This window comes from Comamonas humi (genome assembly GCF_054782535.1).
In genome coordinates this window covers 207,700-222,572 of record NZ_BAAGSH010000005.1, presented here as the reverse complement: position 1 = coordinate 222,572, position 14,873 = coordinate 207,700, and the positions used below count along the sequence as shown (strand labels likewise).

Sequence of the window (14,873 nt, the reverse complement as noted above, 5' to 3'; positions counted from 1 at the left end):
GCCGTATGACTGCTGCGCATCCCCGCAACAACTTCGATTCCCTGCGGCTGCTGGCCGCGCTGGCGGTGCTCTATAGCCACCAGTTCCCGATCACCGGCACCACGCCGCCACCATGGATGAACGTGGCCATGATCGGCGGCGTGGCGGTGATGACCTTCTTCGTCATCAGCGGCTACCTGGTCACGCTGAGCTGGTGGGCCCAGCCACGCCTAGTGGCGTTTACCGCCAAGCGCGTGCTGCGCATCTGGCCGGCGCTGATCACGGTGGTGCTGCTGGGCATGCTGGTGCTCGGCCCCTTCTTCACCACCTTGCCGCTGCCCGAATACTGGCGCAACGCCGGCATGTGGGACTATGCGCGCAACATCGTGCTGCAGATCCGCTTCGCCCTGCCCGGCGTGTTCGTCACGAACCCACACCCCCATGCCGTCAATGGATCGCTGTGGACGATTCCCATCGAAGTCACCTGCTATGCGGTGCTGGCGGCCTGCGGCCTGGTGGGCCTGCTGCGCTGGCGCCTGCTGTGGGCGCTGGCCTGCTTCGGCTACCTCCTGTGGTTTCTGACGAACATGACGCTGGACCTGACCGGCACCATGCACCACCAATGGGAGTTTCCCGCGTACTTCGCGTTCGGCTCGCTGATCGCGACCTTCAACCCATGGTTCATGCGGCACCGGCTGGCCTGCGGCGTGCTGGCCACCGCAGCAGGGCTGCTGGTCTGGGCGCTGGGCTTTCCCTACTCGGCGCTGCTGCTCTTCCTGCCGGCCGTGCTGCTGGGCATAGGCACCGCGTCGTGGCCCGTGCTGTCGCAAGCCGGGCGGTTCGGCGACGTGTCGTACGGCACCTACCTGTATGCCTTCCCCATCCAGCAAAGCGTGCGCGCGCTGTGGCCGGGCCTGGGCTTCACATCCAGCTTGGCGCTGGTCGTGGTGCTGACGCTGGCGGCGGGCTGGCTGTCGTGGCGACTGGTGGAGGAACCGACGCTGCGGCTCAAGCGCTTTTTGCGCTAACGGCCCATGCAGTACAGAAAAGACATCGATGGCCTGCGTGCAATCGCCGTAGGGTCCGTCATCCTCTTTCATGCCGGGTTCCACCACGGCATTTCCGGCGGATTCTTCGGCGTCGATATCTTTTTTGTCATCAGTGGCTTCCTGATCGGCCGCATTCTTTTCGACGAGATATCCGAAGGCCGATTCAGCATCCTGCGTTTCTATGAACGCCGAACGCGTCGCATCCTGCCTGCCTTGCTGGCCATGCTGCTGGTCACCTATGGTTTCGCCAGAGTGCTGCTGGCCCCGCTGGAATTTGCCGATTTCCGCAACAGCCTGTTGGCGACACTGGGCTTTGCGTCAAATATCTACTTCTGGCTCCACAGTGGCTATTTCGAAGCCGCCAGCGAGCTCAAGCCCTTGCTCCATACCTGGAGCCTGGGGGTGGAGGAGCAGTACTACATCCTCTTTCCCTTGCTGGCGTATGCGCTGAGAAAGTCGGCCTGGCGCACCCATGCCTTGGTGCTATGCGCCGTTCTGAGCTTTGTGTGGGCCATCGCCACGGTAACGTCGCAGCCCAATGCGGCTTTCTATCTGCTGCCAGCACGCGCATGGGAACTGCTGCTCGGAGCCCTGGGCGCCCTCTGGGCGAGCCGGCAAACGCTGGGCGCCACGGGGCGGCAGGCCTTGTCCCTCGCAGGACTGGCACTCATCACCTTCTCGATCACTGGCCTCGATGCCAGCCTGCCCCACCCCGGCCTGCACACCTTGGTGCCCACCGCAGGCACTTTGCTCGTGCTCGCGGCCCAGGCCCCCCAAGGCATCGCCACCAGAATCCTGGAACTGCCGCCATTCGTTTTTCTCGGCAAGATCAGCTACAGCGCCTACCTTTGGCACCAGCCCATTTTTGCCTATTGGATGCACCGCTTCGGCAAGCATTCGCTGGAAAAATATGCTCTGCTCCTGATCGCCGCCACCGTAGTGATGGCGTACCTCTCGTGGCGATTGATCGAAGAGCCTGCCCGACGACCTAGCACCACGCCGAACAGGCGCCTGGCCCTGTATTGCGGATATGCGCTGGCCTTGCTTGCAACGATCATGGTTCCGCAGCAATGGATATCTGGATCCCCGGCCAACAAGACCTTGCAGGAACTGGCCCAGATCGAGAATCTTTACGACTATTTTGATTTTCAGAAGAACATCAGAAATGGAGTCTGCCATTCCGTCGCCATGCCCGAGCGCGAGAAAAATGGCTGCCTGGCACTGCGCAGCCAGAACATCGTCCTCTTTGGCGACTCCTATGCCGCCTCTCTCTATGAAGGCCTGAGGACGGTTCGGGATGCGGACTATCCCAGCTATGGGATCATCCAGTTGACCGACGGCAATGCGCCCCCTTTCCTGCTGGAAGGGCAGATCGACGGCGGGGCTTCGCTGCGTGCCGTCAACGAGGCAAAGATCAAGACCATTGCCTCGATCCAGCCGGAAAAAATCGTGCTGACCTGGATGATCTTTGGCAAAAACAGTACCAACGATCCCCACAAGGAACTGAAAAAACTCGGCGAGGTCATCGACCGCCTTCGCCAGGCCAGCCCGCACAGCGCCATCGTCGTCATCGGCCCGTACCCGAACTGGTCGGTGTCGCTGCAGAAAAACCTGATGGACTATCTCTCCAAGAACGACAGCTTCCCGCGCTACATGCAGCAAGGCCTGTCCGTACGGGAGCAGGAATGGGATGCCTTCTTTGACAGCCACCTCCGCAAGGCAAGCACCACCTACCTGTCGTCCCAAAAGATATTCTGCAAATCCAGCGGGTGCCTCACCTCGGTGGACGGCAGCGCCGAGGGATTGACCGCTGTGGACTGGGGACATCTGACCAAGGCCGGCTCCTTGTTCCTGGCCCGGCACCTGGCCTCCGATATCTTCAAGCAGCGCGCTGCGCCACCATGACTTCCTCCTCCCCCATGCAAGCACTCAGCGCCTGGAATCCTCCAGCCGGCATCATCGGCCTCTTCACCGACATCGACGACACCCTGACCACCGACGGCGCCGTGCCGCCGGAGGTGGTCGCGGCCATCGCCGCGCTCAAGGCCCGCGGGCTGGCGGTGATCCCGATCACCGGCCGGCCGGTGGGCTGGAGCGTGCCCTTCGCCCAGGCCTGGCCGGTGGATGCCATCGTGGCCGAGAACGGCGCCGTGGCGTTGCGCCGCCGCGCAGATGGCACGCTGGACAAGCTCTACCAGCAGGACGAGGCCACGCGCACGCGCAACTTCGCCGCGATGCAGCAGGTGCTGGCCACCATCGAGGCCACGGTGCCCGGCGCGCGCCGGGCCGAGGATTCGGCGGGGCGCGAGTGCGATATCGCGGTGGACCACAGCGAGTTCGTGCAGATGCCGCAGCCGCACATCGACGCCTGCGTGCGCGCGATGCAGGCGGCTGGCATGAACGCCACGGTCAGCAGCATCCACATCAACGGCTGGTTCGGTGCACACAACAAACTGCAGGGCGCGCGCTGGATCGTGCGGGAGTTGTTCGGGCGCGAGTTGGACGCCGAGCTGGACCGCTGGTGCTACATCGGCGATTCGACTAACGACCAGCTGATGTTCGAGGCCTTCGCCAACAGCTTCGGCGTGGCGAACATCGCGCGCTTCGTGCCGCAGCTCGCGCATCTGCCGCGCTATGTGACGCGGCAGGAGCGCGGCGCGGGCTTCATCGAACTGGCCGAGCGGCTGTGCGCGGCCTCGGCCTGAGTATCAAAAAAATAGCTGATAGCGCTTGATCAGCAATGGTTTTCATATCAAAACAATTTGAAAACCGCCTGCAATAAGCGCTATCGGCTTCTCTTTTCAGAGCATCCGGATCAAGGCTTGAAATCGAACTGCTGCTGCAGGATGACCTTGATCGGCTGGCCGCCCTTGGTGGCGGGGCGGTAGTTCCAGCGCTTGACGGCGCGTTCCACCTCACCCGCCATGTCCTTGGACGTGGCGGTCAGCGTCTTCACATCGCCCACCGAGCCATCGGTGTTGACCACGAACTGCACGCGCACGCTGGCCGGCTGCGCCTGCGTGCCCTCGGGGAAGGGGTAGCGCGGCGCGGCGCCGGTGATCAGCTGCGGCGCCACGTCGCAGGCATTGCCGGCGCAGCCCGCGGTGGCTGCGGGCGCGGGTGTCGTCGCGGCGACAGCCGGCGTTGCGGCGGCATCGCCCTCGGCCGCGGCCTTGTTGCCCTGGGTGGCACAGCCCGCCAGGGCCATGGCCGCCAGCACGCCGGCGATCAAAAAACTTTTGTGAAGGGTGGTCATCTTGTGCATTTCCATAGACTCGCTCTGCCTTGTTTTACCATGCCCGTGGCGCTGGTTCGCAAAGGCCTTGCAAATGCTTGCAAGGCAAGGCGCGTGAACAGCGGCGATCATACCGTCCCGGCCTGTTCCTCATTTCTCTGACTTGTCCAAGGAAACACACGCAATGACAACCGCATACCCCGATACCCGATTGCTGATCAACAACGAATGGGTCGACGCCGAAGGCGGCCGCACCATCGACGTGGTGAACCCCGCCACCGGTCAGGCCATCGGCAAGGTGGCGCATGCGACCAAGGCGGACATGGACCGCGCGCTGGCCGCCGCGCAGAAGGGCTTCGAGACCTGGCGCGCCCTGCCCGCCATCGAGCGCGCCACCATCATGCGCCGCGCCGCCGGCCTGCTGCGCGAGCGCGCCGACGCCATCGGCCGCCTGCTGACGCAGGAGCAGGGCAAGCCGCTGGCCGAGGCCAAGGGCGAGGCCCTGGCCGGCGCCGGCATCATCGAATGGTTCGCCGACGAAGGCCTGCGCGTGTATGGCCGCATCGTGCCCGCCCGCGTGGCCAACGTGCAGCAGCTCGTCATCAAGGAGCCGGTGGGCCCGATCGCCGCCTTCACGCCGTGGAACTTCCCGATCAACCAGGTGGTGCGCAAACTGGGCGCGGCGCTGGCCACGGGCTGCTCCTTCCTGGTGAAGGCACCCGAGGAGACCCCGGCCTCGCCGGCCGCGCTGCTGCAGTGCTTCGTCGACGCCGGCATTCCGCCCGGCGTGATCGGCCTGCTCTACGGCACGCCGTCCGAGATCTCGGAATATCTGATCTCGCACCCCATCATCCGCAAGGTGACCTTCACCGGCTCCACCGCCGTGGGCAAGCAGCTGGCCGCGCTGGCCGGCTCGCACATGAAGCGCGTGACCATGGAGCTGGGCGGCCACGCGCCGGTGATCGTGGCCGAGGACGCCGACGTGGCGCTGGCCGTGAAGGCCGTGTCCGCTGCCAAGTTCCGCAACGCCGGCCAGGTCTGCATCTCGCCGACCCGCTTCCTGGTGCACAGCAGCATCCGCGCCGAGTTCGCGCAGGCCATGGTCAAGCATGCCGAGGGCCTGAAGCTCGGCGACGGCCTGGCCGACGGCACCACGCTGGGCCCGCTGGCCAACCCGCGCCGCCTCACGGCCATGGCCCAGGTGGTGAACGATGCCGCCGCCAAGGGCGCCACCGTGGCCACGGGCGGCGAGCGCGTGGGCAGCTCGGGCAACTTCTTCGCCCCCACCATCCTGACGGACGTGCCGCTCGACGCCTCGGTGTTCAACGACGAACCCTTCGGCCCCATCGCCGCGCTGCGCAGCTTCGACCGGCTGGAAGACGCCATCGCCGAGGCCAACCGCCTGCCCTACGGCCTGGCCGCCTATGCCTACACCCGCTCGTACAAGAATGTGCAGCTGCTGTCGCACGGCATCGAGGCCGGCATGGTGTGGATCAACCAGCCCGCGACGCCCACGGCCGAGTTCCCGTTCGGCGGCATCAAGGATTCGGGCTACGGCAGCGAAGGCGGCCCCGAGGCCATGGAGGCGTACCTGAACTCCAAGGCGGTGTCGATCACGGCGGTTTAAGCAAGCGCCTCGACTTCCGCTGCAAGCAAAAGGGCAGGCCTGGCGCCTGCCCTTTTTTCTTTTATACCGCCAGCTCCTGCGCGATCTCCCATGACTGCCCGGGCGCCAGCGCCACGGGCGCGTCGATGCTGGCGGCCTCCACGCAGAGCATGTAGCGCCAGCCGTCGTCGGGCATATCGGCCAGCTCGGCGCTCAGCGCCGCGCCGGGGTTCCAGACCACGATCTCGGTGGAGTTTGGAAGGTTTTTGACCTCCAGGGCAGATGTGGATTGCGCAGCACGCTCCTCAATTAATAGCGAGCACGTGCCACTACCCGCCGGCAGCGAGAACACGCGGTCGAAGCCCTCACCCGGTGCGTCGCCAAAGGCGATGCGCTCGCGCGGCTCGGCAAAGCGGGTGTCGGCCAGCGCATCCCAGCAGGCCAGGCCTTGCAGGCCCTGCAGCGTGCAGCGGGTGATGTCGGCCACGCGCAGGTAGGTGTGCAGCGCGGCCGTCAGCGCCCAGGGCCGGTCGCCGGTGTTGGTGGCCCGCAGCCGCACCCGCAGGCGGCCCGGCGCCAGCGCCACCGACAGGCGCGCCTCGAAGGCTTCAGGCCACCAGGCGCGAGTGGCCTCGCTGCTGCACAGAGCCATCTCCAGCCCATCGGCCTCCTGCCTCACGACCTGCCACGGCAGGTTGCGTGCAAAGCCGTGCTTGGGCAGCGGACCGCGCTGGTTGAACTGCGGAAAGCACACCGGAATGCCGCCACGGATGGCGGTGCGCCCGTCGGCCGCCGAGCGCAGGCTGAGGTACAGGCGCTCGGTGCCGTCGGCGGTCTGCCACGACAGCACCTGCGCGCCCTGCAGCGCCACGGCCACGCTGTCGCCGCGCGGCGACTGGTAGCGCAGCGCGGCAATGCCCTGGATCTGCACCGGCTGCCAGGCTTGGCTCATCGCAGTTCTCCGTTCGCATCGACATGGCCGTCGAAGCGCATGTCGGCGTAGCGCACCGTGCGCGCGCCCTTGGCCAGGCGGTAGCTCCACCACACGAGCAGGAACACCGGCAGGCCGATGTAGGTGGCCACCACGCCGCCCCAGTCGATGCGGTCCTGCAGGAAGGCCTGGTAGTTCTGGCCCAGCGTGATCAGCATGCACAGCACGAAGGCGAAGATCGGCCCGAAGGGGAACAGCGACGAGCGGTACGGCAGCAGGTCCAGATCGTGCCCCTGCGCGACAAAGCCCTTGCGGAAGCGGTAGTGGCTGATCGCAATGCCCAGCCAGGCGATGAAGCCGGTCATGCCCGACAGGTTCAGCAGCCACAGGTAGACCGCGTTCGGGCTGAACAGGAAGCTGAAGAAGCACAGGCCCGCCACCACCGTGGTGGCCAGCAGCGCGTAGAGCGGCACACCGTTGCCGCTGAGCCGCGCGAACAGGCGCGGCGCCATGCCCTGGCGGGCCAGCGTGTAGAGCATGCGGGTCGAGGCGTACATGCCCGAGTTGCCGGCCGACAGCACCGAGGTCAGCACCACCGCGTTCATCACCGCCGCGGCCGACAGCAGGCCGGCCTTCTGGAACACCAGCGTGAACGGGCTCACGCTGATGTCGCCCACCTCCTGGCGCAGCAGCTGCGGGTCGGTGTAGGGGATCAGCGAGCTGATGACGGCGATCGCCAGCACGTAGAACAGCAGAATGCGCCAGAACACCTGGCGCACGGCGCGGGGAATGTTCTTGGCCGGGTCTTCGGACTCGGCCGCGGCGATGCCGATCAGCTCGGTGCCCTGGAACGAGAAGCCCACGATCATCGCCACGCCGATCAGCGCCGCGAAGCCACCGGCGAACGGCGCCTCGGCCGTGGTCCAGTTCGCCAGGCTCGCCCACGGCGCGGGCGCGGGGCCACCCTTGAGGATGCCAACGATCATCAGCACGCCCAGCGCGATGAAGACGATCACCGTCGTCACCTTGATGGCCGAGAACCAGTATTCGGCCTCGCCGAAGCCCTTGACCGAGATGGCGTTGAGACCCACCATCAGCGCCAGGAACAGCGCACTCCACAGGTAGCCCGGCACGTCCGGGAACCAGTAGCCCATCACCAGCTGCGAGGCCACCAGGTCGACCGCGATGGTGATCGCCCAGTTGTACCAGTAGTTCCAGCCCAGCGCGAAGCCGAAGCCCTCGTCCACGTAGCGCGCGCCGTACGTGGCGAACGAGCCGGACACCGGCATGTAGGCCGCCAGCTCGCCCAGGCTGGTCATCAGGAAGTAAACCATCAGCCCGATCACCGCATAGGCCAGCAGCGCGCCGCCCGGCCCGGCCTGCGAGATGGTGGCGCCCGAGGCCACGAACAGCCCGGTGCCGATGGAGCCGCCGATGGCGATCATCGACAGGTGCCGCGCCTTCAGGTCGCGCCGCAATTCGCCACTGGATTCTGACGATTTGACGTTATTTTTGGTCGAATTACCCTGCATACCGCTGAAAAACAAACTCGAGGGCGGCCATTATCTGGCGAATCGGCGCCAGCTGCCCGCGAGCCGCCTTTCAGCCCATCAGCGATGGCCGGCGGCGCCGCCAGCCCAGCAGGGCCGACACGCCCAGCAGCAGGAAGCCGCCGAAGGCCGCCAGCGCCGCGCCCTGCCCCCAGCGGTCGGCCACCGCGCCGGTGAAGACCACCGGCACGCTGAAGCCCACATAGGCCAGCACGAAGAAGCCCGCGCTCACCCGCGCCTGGTTGCCGCCGGCCCGCTCGGCCACGCCTGCCAGCCCGCCCAGGTAGACAAAGCCGTAGCAGGCGCTGCTCGCCAGCAGGGCACCGAGCAGCACGCACCCGAGTTGCCCCTGCAGCGCGCCGAAGGCCAGCAGGCCGTAGGCGGGCAGCAGCGTCCACAGCCCGATGGCCGTGGCCCGCGCCGGCGGGCAGCGGCGCGCCGCCGGCTGGAAAAGCAGCCCGCAGCTGATGGCCAGCAGCGTGGTCGCACCCGACCAGCCCGCCATCCCATGGCGCGCCAGCACCGCCGGCAGCACCGAGATCACCAGCCCCGAGGTCGCCCAGGCCAGCAGGATGGCGAAGCCGAACCACGCCGCCCCGGGCGGATAGCTCGGCAGCCGCAGCATGGACGCGGCCGGCATGCCCGGCCGCAACGGCGCGGCCTGCGCCGGCTGGGCCAGCCACCCCAGCAGCGCAGCGGCCAGCACCAGGGCCGCCCCATGCAGCGCGTAGCTGGGCGGCACCAGCGTCTCGCGGCCGCCCATCGTCAGCGTGGTGACCACCGGCCCCAAGCCGAAGCCCAGCGAGGTGCTGGCCGTGATCCAGTTGGCGGCGCGGGCCGTGTCGGCGCCATCGCCGGCCAGCAGCTCGTGCATGTAGGCCAGCGCCGTGGCCGACATCAGCGCCGAGCCCACGCCCAGCAGCCAGCGCGCCAGGGCCAGCGACAGCAGCTGCGGCCACAGCGCCATCACCAGCGTGGCCGTGCCCGACAGCGCGAGCGCGGCCAGCATCACCGGCCGGCGGCCCACGCGGTCGGACAGCCCGCCCAGCAGCAGCAGCACCGGGATGACGCCGACCACATAGCAGGCATAGGCCAGCGTCGTCGCCGCCAGCCCGTGGCCGCCCTGCGCGGCGATCGCCGGGTACAGCGGCACATGCAGGTTCACGCCCACGGTGATGGTCAGCAGCGCCCAGGCCAGGCAGGCCGCCCGCACCCGGGCCCCCGTTCCGCGCGCCGCAGCGGCGCCATGCAGCAACTCGTTCATGGCGTCCATCTTGCGGGCAAGGCCCCAACTGTGCCAGGTACACTTTGGACTCAATCCGCCGAACCGTGCCCCTGGTTTGCCGGAACAGTTGGAGTCCGCCCATGCCCGCCCCCACCGAACGGCCATTGCCGCTGGTCGCCCAGATCGAACAGGACCTGCGCACGCGCATGGCGCGGGGCGTGCTCGGCGCCGGCATGCGGCTGCCGTCCATCCGCCAGCTGGCCGAGGCGCGCGGCGTGAGCCGCAACACCGTGATCGAGGCCTACGAGCGCCTGCGCGCCCAGGGCCTGGTGCGGGCGCGCCAGGGCTCGGGCTATTTCGTGCAGGAGCCGCCGCCACCCGGCCCAGCCGGCGCCGGCGGCGCGCTGGCGCCGCAGCAGGCCGAGGACGTAGCCGGCGCGCTGTGGCACCTGTTCCGCGACGCGCCCGGCACCCTCAAGCTCGGCTGCGGCTGGCTGCCCGACAGCTGGCGCGAGCAGGACGAGCTGGCCGCCGCCATCCGCCAGGTCGCGCGGCGCGAGGCGCAGGCGCTGTTCGACTACAGCACCCCGCTGGGCAGCCCGGCGCTGCGCACGCTGCTGCAGCAGCAGCTGGCCGCGCGCCTGGGCTTCGGCGTGGCCGCGTCGCAGATCGTGCTGACCACCGGCGCCAGCCATGGGCTCGACCTGCTGGTGCGCTACCTGCTGCGCCCGGGCGACGAGGTGCTGGTCGAGTCGCCCGGCTACTACAACCTGTTCGGCCTGCTGCAGCTGCACGGCATCCGCCTGCTCGAGGTGCCGCGCACGCCGCAGGGCCCCGACGTGGACGCGCTGGCGCAGCTGCTGCAGTCGCACCGGCCCAAGGCCTTCTTCGCCAACAGCGTGTTCCACAACCCCACGGGCGGCCTGCTGTCGGCCGCCACGGCGCACCGCCTCCTGCAGCTGGCCGAGCGGCACGACTTCGTGCTGGTCGAGGACGACATCTACGCCGACCTGCAGGACGAGCCCAGCGTGCGCCTGGCCACGCTGGACCAGCTGCAGCGCGTCATCTACCTGGGCAGCTTCTCCAAGACGCTGTCGTGCTCGCTGCGCGTGGGCTACATCGCCGCCAGCGCCGCCCTCATCCGCCCGCTGGTGGACGTGAAGATGCTGACCAGCATCGCGTCGTCGCGCTTCGCCGAGGAGGTGGTGGCCGCGATGGTCGAGAGCGGCAGCTACCGCCGCCTGGCCGAGCGCCTGCGCCGCCGGCTCGAAGGGCAGCAGGCAGCGGTGCAGCAGCTGATGGCCTCGGCGGGCTGGGAGGTCTGGGGCCAACCCGCCGGCGGCATGTTCGTCTGGGCGCGCCGCCCGGGCGTGGAGGACTCTGCCACGCTGGTGGCGGCCGCCGAGCGCCGCGGCATCAGCCTGTCGGCGGGGTCGGCCTTCATGCCGAGCGGCGCGGCCAGCCCGTGGCTGCGCATCAATGTGGCGTATGCGACGGAGCCTGCCGCGGTGGCTTTTCTGGCGGATCCTGGGGTTTGAGTGTTTTTGGGCTCTGGGGCTTATGGGGTAAGCGCGGGCAGCTATATTTTTTATTGCCGGAGGCCGGGTCTCGCCCCGGCGGGCGACCTACTTTTCTTGGTCGCCCAAGAAAAGTAGGCAAAAGAAGGGCGCCCTGCTGTCTGCGACCCCAACGCCTTGGCGTTGGGGCAACCTGTGGCGTGACGTTTGCGGGGTGCGCCGTGGAACTCACTGCGCGCCAAGGCGCTCCGTTCGAACATCCCCGGCGAGTCAGTTCACGAAGCATGCGCGCTCCGACGCGCATGCCACCCCGCAAACGCCCCGCCACAGGCGCAGCCAGAAGGGGGTGGCAAACCATTCGGGCCGTCGCTACGCTCGGCCTGGATAAAAAACGGAGCCCCGAAGGCCCCGTCTCTCTTACACCGCGTGCAGGAAATCAATATTCCCAGAACATGCGCTGCAACTCCTGCGTGCTGGCATTCTTGGTCAGCGCCAGCATGGTCAGGATGCGAGCCTTCTCGGGGCGCATGTCGTGGGCCACGACCCAGTCGTACTTGTCGTCGGGCTGCTCGGCGTTGCGCAGCACAAAGCCGTAGGGCACGCGCGACGAGCGCACCACCAGCACGCCCTTGCCGCGCGCCTCCTGCAGCGCCGGCACCATGCGGTCGGCGACCGAGCCGTTGCCCGTGCCGGCGTGCACGATGGCCTTGGCGCCGCCGTTCACCAGCGCGTCCAGCGCCGTGCGCTGCACCGTGCCGTAAGCGTAGACGATGTCCACCTGCGGCAGCGTGCCGATGCTGTCGATGTTGAACTCAGACTGCATGGTGTGGCGCTTGGCCGGGGCGCGGAACCAGTAGTTCTTGCCCTCGACGATCATGCCCAGCGGGCCCCACTGGCTCTGGAACGCGCCGGTCTTGATGTTGACGTCCTTGTTCACGTCGCGCGCGGTCTGGATCTCGTCGTTCATCGTCACCAGCACGCCCTTGCCCTCGGCGTCCTTGGCAGCGGCCACGCTCACCGCATCCACCAGGTTCAGCGCGCCGTCGGCCGACAGCGCGGTGCCCGGGCGCATCGAGCCCACGACCACGATGGGCTTGGTGGTGTGCACCGTCAGGCTCAGGAAGTAGGCGGTCTCGGCCAGCGTGTCGGTGCCGTGGGTGACGACGATGCCGTCCACGTCGGATTGCTTGGACAGCGCCGACACGCGCTTGGCCAGCGCCAGCAGGTTGTCGTTGGTGAAGCTCTCGGAGGCGATCTGGAACACCTGCTCGCCGCGCACATTCGCCACCTTGGCCAGCTCGGGCAGGCCCGCCAGCAGCTTGTCCACCGGCACCTTGGCGGCGCTGTAGGTGGCGCTGTTCATCGCCGATGCGCCGGCGCCGGCGATGGTGCCGCCGGTGGCCAGCACGACCACGTTGCGTTGGCCCTGCTGGGCCGGGGCCGCCGCAGCGGTGGCCGCCGGTGCCGCTGCGGGAGCGGCCGCCTGGGATGCCGCCGGGGTCTGCGCGCAGGCGCTCAGGCCCAGGGCCAGCGCCAGGGTGATCGCCGACAGGGCGGGCAGGCGCTTGGTGCGCGAAATGGGGGAAGACATAGGGAACTCCGTAGAGGAAAGGCGAGCATCATAGGAACGCCCCCGGGCGGCGCCTCTCGGGATTCGCCCTAGTTGCCAGGGCGGCAAAGCCGTTTTTTGGCTCCTGGAATCAGCCGCCGCGCCAGCAGCCGCCACAGGCGGCGGATAGACTTGCCCCATGGCGCCCGCCGTCGGCATAGACGGCCCGGGCGCTTTGCAACAAGGAGTGTCATCCGGTGTTTTCGTTCTTCGAGCGGCGCGTGCCGCCCTACCCGGCCGCCGATCCCACCGTGCCGCCCACGGGCTTCTTCGCTTTCATGTGGGCCTGCACCCAGGGCATGCGCGGCTGGATCGGCCTGCTCACCATCACCTCGGCGCTGCTGGCCGTCTACGAGGCGGTGCTGTTCGCCATCATGGGCCATGTGGTCGACTGGCTGGGCCAGGTTTCGCCCGCCAGCTTCTGGGCCGAGCAGCGCGGTACGGTCTATGGCATTGCCGCGGTGCTGCTGAGCAGCGTGGTGCTGCTGGGCCTGCACACCATGGTGATGCACCAGGTGCTGGCCATCAACTTTCCGATGCGGCTGCGCTGGGTGTTCCACCGGCTGATGCTGGGGCAGAGCATGTCGTTCTACGCCGACGAGTTCGCCGGCCGCATCACCACCAAGATCATGCAAACCGCGTTGTCGGTGCGCGAAGTGGTGTTCATGGTGGTGGACGTGCTGGTGGGCGTCAGCGTCTACATGATCGGCATCCTGGTGCTGGCGGGCAGCTTCGAGTGGCGCCTGATGGTGCCATTCGCGCTGTGGCTCGCCGCCTATGTGGCGGCGTGCTTCTACTTCGTGCCGCGCCTGGGCAAGATCGGCAAGGAGCAGGCCGACGCGCGCTCGATGATGACCGGCCGCGTGACCGACGCCTACACCAACATCGCCACCGTCAAGCTCTTCGCCCACACGCGGCGCGAGGCCGAGTACGCGCGCAACGCGATGGAGGCCTTCAAGGCCACCGGCCACGCGCAGATGCGCATGGTGAGCCAGTTCGAGATCACCAACCACCTGATGATCACGCTGCTGCTGCTCGGCTCCACCGGCACGGCGCTCTTCCTGTGGGCGCAGGGCCAGGCCAGCGCCGGCGTGGTGGCGGCGGTGATCGCCATGGCGCTGCGGCTGATGGGCTATTCGCACTGGGTGATGTGGCAGATGACCGGCCTGTTCGAGAACGTGGGCACCATCCAGGACGGCATCAACACCTTGACCAAGCCGCGCACCATCGTCGACGCGGCCGACGCCAAGCCGCTGGCGGTGACCCGAGGCCGCATCGAGTTCGACAACGTGAGCTTCGCCTACAAGGACAACGGCAAGCGGGTCATCGACCACCTGCAGCTCGACATCCGCCCCGGCGAGCGCGTGGGCCTGATCGGCCGCTCGGGCGCGGGCAAGTCGACGCTGGTGAACCTGCTGCTGCGCTTCCACGACGTGGCGGGCGGGCAGATCCGCATCGACGGCCAGGACATCGCCCACGTCACGCAGGACAGCCTGCGCGGCGCGATCGGCATGGTCACGCAGGACACCTCGCTGCTACACCGCTCGATGCGCGACAACATCCTCTACGGCCGCCCCGATGCCGGCGAGGACGACATGCGCCGCGCCGCCGAGCGCGCCGAGGCGGCCGACTTCATCGCCACGCTGACCGACCTCAAGGGCCGCACCGGCTACGACGCCCAGGTGGGCGAGCGCGGCGTCAAGCTCTCGGGCGGCCAGCGCCAGCGCGTGGCGATTGCGCGGGTGATGCTCAAGGATGCGCCCATCCTGCTGCTCGACGAGGCCACCAGTGCGCTCGACAGCGAGGTCGAGGCCGCCATCCAGCAGAGCCTGGACAGCCTGATGCAGGGTAAGACGGTGATCGCCATCGCGCACCGTTTGTCCACCATCGCCGCGCTCGACCGCCTGATCGTGCTCGACCAGGGCCGCATCGTCGAGCAGGGCACGCACCAGCAGCTGCTGCAGCACGGCGGCGTGTACGCGCGGCTGTGGGCGCACCAGAGCGGCGGCTTCCTCGGCGAGGACATGAGCGAGTTGAACGTCGCCTGAGGCGTTGCGCCGCGCGGCGCACCATACAAAAACAAGAGCTGCCAGCGCTTGGTGGATGAGCGATTCAAATAGTTTTCTATTTGAAAACCTTACCCATCAAGCGCTGGCAGCTCTTATTTTTAGC

The 14,873-nt window shown here is 67.8% G+C and carries 11 protein-coding genes; 6 read left to right on the top strand and 5 right to left on the bottom strand.

Annotated elements, in window-relative coordinates; genetic code table 11:
- Nucleotides 1-5: 5 nt before the first annotated feature.
- Genes ACYVKR_RS05355 through ACYVKR_RS05345 form a run of 3 tightly spaced genes read left to right on the top strand, consistent with a single transcriptional unit; the run spans nt 6 to nt 3,733 of the window.
- Complete coding sequence (locus ACYVKR_RS05355; protein ID WP_460479770.1) at nt 6-1,007, top strand: acyltransferase family protein; 1,002 nt, start codon at nt 6-8, stop codon at nt 1,005-1,007.
- A 6-nt stretch (nt 1,008-1,013) separates the two neighbouring features.
- Nucleotides 1,014-2,933: an acyltransferase family protein gene (locus ACYVKR_RS05350; RefSeq protein WP_460479769.1), complete on the top strand. Its 1,920-nt coding sequence runs from the start codon at nt 1,014-1,016 to the stop codon at nt 2,931-2,933.
- A gap of 14 nt (nt 2,934-2,947) precedes the next feature.
- On the top strand, nt 2,948-3,733 hold the full coding sequence (locus tag ACYVKR_RS05345; RefSeq protein WP_460480075.1) for a Cof-type HAD-IIB family hydrolase: 786 nt from the start codon (nt 2,948-2,950) through the stop codon (nt 3,731-3,733).
- A gap of 110 nt (nt 3,734-3,843) precedes the next feature.
- On the opposite strand, the gene ACYVKR_RS05340 is transcribed toward ACYVKR_RS05345, so the two are convergent.
- The gene (locus ACYVKR_RS05340) at nt 3,844-4,284 is read right to left on the bottom strand and encodes an energy transducer TonB (protein ID WP_460479768.1); all 441 of its coding nucleotides are present in this window, start codon (nt 4,282-4,284) and stop codon (nt 3,844-3,846) included.
- A gap of 163 nt (nt 4,285-4,447) precedes the next feature.
- Between ACYVKR_RS05340 and ACYVKR_RS05335 the strand changes: the two genes are divergently transcribed.
- The gene (locus ACYVKR_RS05335; RefSeq protein ID WP_460479767.1) at nt 4,448-5,890 is read left to right on the top strand and encodes an NAD-dependent succinate-semialdehyde dehydrogenase; all 1,443 of its coding nucleotides are present in this window, start codon (nt 4,448-4,450) and stop codon (nt 5,888-5,890) included.
- 61 nt (nt 5,891-5,951) lie between these two features.
- On the opposite strand, the gene ACYVKR_RS05330 is transcribed toward ACYVKR_RS05335, so the two are convergent.
- From ACYVKR_RS05330 to ACYVKR_RS05320, 3 genes are all read right to left on the bottom strand, one after another.
- Complete coding sequence (locus tag ACYVKR_RS05330) at nt 5,952-6,821, bottom strand: D-hexose-6-phosphate mutarotase (protein WP_460479766.1); 870 nt, start codon at nt 6,819-6,821, stop codon at nt 5,952-5,954.
- Nucleotides 6,818-8,332: an amino acid permease gene (locus tag ACYVKR_RS05325; RefSeq protein WP_460479765.1), complete on the bottom strand. Its 1,515-nt coding sequence runs from the start codon at nt 8,330-8,332 to the stop codon at nt 6,818-6,820. The genes ACYVKR_RS05330 and ACYVKR_RS05325 overlap by 4 nt, the downstream gene beginning before the upstream one ends.
- A gap of 70 nt (nt 8,333-8,402) precedes the next feature.
- On the bottom strand, nt 8,403-9,614 hold the full coding sequence (locus ACYVKR_RS05320) for an MFS transporter (RefSeq protein WP_460479764.1): 1,212 nt from the start codon (nt 9,612-9,614) through the stop codon (nt 8,403-8,405).
- A 101-nt stretch (nt 9,615-9,715) separates the two neighbouring features.
- On the opposite strand from ACYVKR_RS05320, the gene ACYVKR_RS05315 reads away from it, so the two are divergent.
- Nucleotides 9,716-11,113 carry an aminotransferase-like domain-containing protein gene (locus tag ACYVKR_RS05315; protein WP_460479763.1) on the top strand — a complete coding sequence of 466 codons (1,398 nt, stop codon included), beginning with the start codon at nt 9,716-9,718 and terminating at the stop codon, nt 11,111-11,113.
- Between the two features lie 415 nt (nt 11,114-11,528).
- Here ACYVKR_RS05315 and ACYVKR_RS05310 read toward each other — a convergent pair whose 3' ends face one another.
- Nucleotides 11,529-12,683: an asparaginase gene (locus tag ACYVKR_RS05310; protein ID WP_460479762.1), complete on the bottom strand. Its 1,155-nt coding sequence runs from the start codon at nt 12,681-12,683 to the stop codon at nt 11,529-11,531.
- 215 nt (nt 12,684-12,898) lie between these two features.
- On the opposite strand from ACYVKR_RS05310, the gene ACYVKR_RS05305 reads away from it, so the two are divergent.
- The gene (locus tag ACYVKR_RS05305) at nt 12,899-14,749 is read left to right on the top strand and encodes an ABC transporter ATP-binding protein (RefSeq protein ID WP_460479761.1); all 1,851 of its coding nucleotides are present in this window, start codon (nt 12,899-12,901) and stop codon (nt 14,747-14,749) included.
- The last annotated feature ends 124 nt before the right edge of the window (nt 14,750-14,873 follow it).